Source organism: Deltaproteobacteria bacterium (assembly GCA_003696105.1).
Lineage (GTDB): Bacteria > Myxococcota_A > Polyangia > Haliangiales > J016 > J016.
The window spans coordinates 1-2838 of record RFGE01000053.1 but is presented as its reverse complement, the minus strand read 5'-3'; the positions used below and the strand labels follow the sequence as shown (position 1 = coordinate 2838).

General features: G+C 68.3%; 5 protein-coding genes. 4 read left to right on the top strand and 1 reads right to left on the bottom strand.

Going from position 1 to position 2838, the window contains the following annotated elements:
• A partial coding sequence (locus tag D6689_03225) for a DUF2271 domain-containing protein (protein ID RMH44112.1) occupies window positions 1-686 on the bottom strand: 686 nt, incomplete at its 3' end.
• A 197-nt stretch (window positions 687-883) separates the two neighbouring features.
• Between D6689_03225 and D6689_03220 the strand changes: the two genes are divergently transcribed.
• The 4 genes from D6689_03220 (at window position 884) to D6689_03205 (ending at window position 2770) form a co-directional block, all read left to right on the top strand.
• Window positions 884-1087, top strand: coding sequence for a type II toxin-antitoxin system VapB family antitoxin (locus D6689_03220; protein RMH44111.1), 204 nt, complete (start codon window positions 884-886; stop codon window positions 1085-1087).
• On the top strand, window positions 1084-1473 hold the full coding sequence (locus D6689_03215) for a PIN domain nuclease (protein ID RMH44110.1): 390 nt from the start codon (window positions 1084-1086) through the stop codon (window positions 1471-1473). Before D6689_03220 ends, D6689_03215 begins: the two co-directional genes overlap by 4 nt.
• A 7-nt stretch (window positions 1474-1480) precedes the next feature.
• On the top strand, window positions 1481-1735 hold the full coding sequence (locus D6689_03210; protein RMH44109.1) for a hypothetical protein: 255 nt from the start codon (window positions 1481-1483) through the stop codon (window positions 1733-1735).
• A gap of 510 nt (window positions 1736-2245) precedes the next feature.
• On the top strand, window positions 2246-2770 hold the full coding sequence (locus D6689_03205) for a hypothetical protein (GenBank protein ID RMH44108.1): 525 nt from the start codon (window positions 2246-2248) through the stop codon (window positions 2768-2770).
• Window positions 2771-2838: the final 68 nt, after the last annotated feature.

Here is a 2838-nt window from a genome sequence, read left to right as displayed (position 1 = left end):
CCGGGGCAGTCGTCGGCCGGCATCGCCACGCACTCGGCTGTGCACGTGTCGGCGCTGCCGACCAGCGTGTTGACCATGCACTCGTCGCCCGAGTCCGGACAGGTCGTCGGGCAACTGTCGATCGGATCGCAGGTCTCGCCCTCGTCGAGGGTGCCGTTGCCGCACAGCGCCGTGTCGACGCCGGTGTAGTCGATCACCACGTTCTCGAACCCGCCGCCCGCGACGTTCTGCGTGCTCGGCTGCCCGTCGCGCACGAACGTGAACGTCCCCTGGTTGTTCTGGTCCGGCGACGTCGAGTTGCGATCGGCGAGCTCCATGCGGATCGTGTACGTGCCGTTGGGCACAGGCATCCCGTTGAAGTCGACCATGTCCCACGTCACCTCGATCCGCTGGCTGTGGTCGACCCGCGTCGCGCCCGACACCGCGTCCACGTCCTGCCCCGACGCCGCCGACCACGCGACGAGGTGGTCGATCCGGCGGTCGGCCCACCGCCCGATGGTGCGGACGAAGTTGCCGCCGCTGTCTTCGATCCACACCGCGAGCACGTTCTTCGGAGCGTAGTTGCCGCCGGCCGGCGTCGTGTCGAACGACACCCGCAGGGTTTCTTGCGCGGCGGCGGCGGTAGGCAAGGCAGTGACGGCGAGGACAATCGAGAACAGACGGCGCACGCGATCGAACCCCAGCAAAGTCCGCGCCAGCGTCGTTGCGGCTCAACTCCGCGATCGGCCACGCCATGCCCTGGGAGCCGCCACTCCGCCGTGCGGGCACCGCACGACGACCTGTGCGGAGAACGTACACCTCATCCGTCACCCGGCCGGCGGCTTACCCCGACGTCGTCAACGCCGGCAGGGCCGCGTATGCATGGTTGGTGTATAGTAGGTGTATGGCGCGCACCAACATCGACATCGACGAGAAGGCATGTCGGATGGTCATGCAGCGCTATGGATTCAAGTCCAAGCGCGAGGCGGTCAACTTCGCCCTGCGCACCCTGGCCGCCGAACCGCTCACGACCGAACAGGCCCGGGAGCTGCGCGGTTCGGGGTGGGAGGGAGACCTCGACGTCATGCGGCGGAGTCGCGCGGGATGATCCTGATCGACACGTCCGCCTGGATCGAGTTCCTGCGCGATACCGGCAGCCCGGTCTGCGAGCGCGTCGACGCGTTGCTCGCCGGACGCATCGCCACCTGCGATCCGATTCGAATGGAGGTGCTCGCCGGTGCGCGAGACGATGCTCACTTGCAATCGCTTCGCCGTCTGCTCGCGCGGGCCACCGTGCTGGCCACGAATTCCGGAGACTACGAGGCGGCTGCGGCCCTGTTTCGCACCTGCCGCCGCAACGGGGAGACCGTCCGCAAGCTGATCGACTGCCTGATCGCCGCCGTCGCCATCCGCGAGCGCACCGCCGTGCTTCACGCCGACGCAGACTTCGACCTACTCGCGCGCCACACTCCCCTGCGCGTCGCGGCGCCGTAGCGCGGCCGTGCCGCAGCCGCCGGTCGCGACGCGGCGCCCGGCACCGCGATGCCGGCGGCGGCGCCGACGCGACGTCCGCAGCCGACGCGGCGCCCGCCCGCCGTTCGTCGCCGTCGCCTGGACCGGGCACTACTTCGTCACCGTCGACGGCGCCCCGTTCATCCCGATCGGCTTCAACGGCCACCACAACCTGTTCGATCCGGACTCCTACCCGCGCGACGCGATCGAGCGCACGTCGCCGAGATCCGCGACTACGCCGTGAGCACCCCGCGGCTGTTCGCGTCCATCTGCTTTGGTCGGAACCCGGCGGTGACGTCATCCAAGGCCTGCACGGCCCGCCGGGCATGGAGACGCCCGACCCGTGGTGCCGTCCCCACTACGCCGCCGCCTGCACCAGACCGTGCGGCGCACGCATGGCGTTCGCCTCGCCCCCTTTCGCCTGCGGCAGCGCGGTCGTCGACGACGCGGCTGCCTGTCCAAGCCCGACAATCGAATCGCGTTGGCCGGCGAGGTCCGATATTGAATGGGCGCCGATCGACGCCACCGGCGGCCCGCCGCCGATCGTCGGCCTTGGCGCGCCCGACCACGCCGTCGCGTGGATTCACGCGACGGCGGCGCGCCCGGACTGCGCTGCACGTCGCCCACCGCGGATCGCTGCCGTCAGGGAGCACGTGCGCTCCGAATTCCATGTGCCTACGTCCTGGCACGGAACCTGCGCTCGCTCGGCGTCATGATTCGCCACCGCATCGAAAAGGCCCTTGCCCTAGCCGCTGTGTGTACGATCGCCTGCGAACTCGACAACCCGGGTCGCGAGCCGGAACCGCAGACCACGTACGGCGTATTCTGGGACATCAGTGTCAGCTGCACGACGACCGAGTCGAGTCAATGCACCTCCGTATCCGGATGGTTTTCCGAGTGCGGGTGCGGCGAAGGCCACGACTCCCTCTACGGCCTGCAGATCTACAAAGACGGAGTCACGGGTCCCCACGTGTGGACGGACTGCTGCGACTACGCAAGCGGCGGCATGTGCGGAAACACGACGATGACCGTACCGGGAACGTGTGTTCTGACGACGGATACCATCTGTCCCGGAGAAACGACCACAGCGGACGACCACTACGAGGTCTTCGATGACGACATCATCCGATGGAACGTGGTCGAGAACGTCGACATTTCCGCCGAGTGCTCCTACACGGGGTGCACTGTGAAATATACGGGGCCCGATACGACATGCACGTATCAAGCCTACAAACGCGAGAATCGCGGCGTCGTGTGCGACGGCGAGCCGGAGCAGTGATCAGCCGGCAGCCCGCACGCGGGTTGATCCGCGCCGCCGCCGATGAACCGTATTGCGGAAGCGGCCGG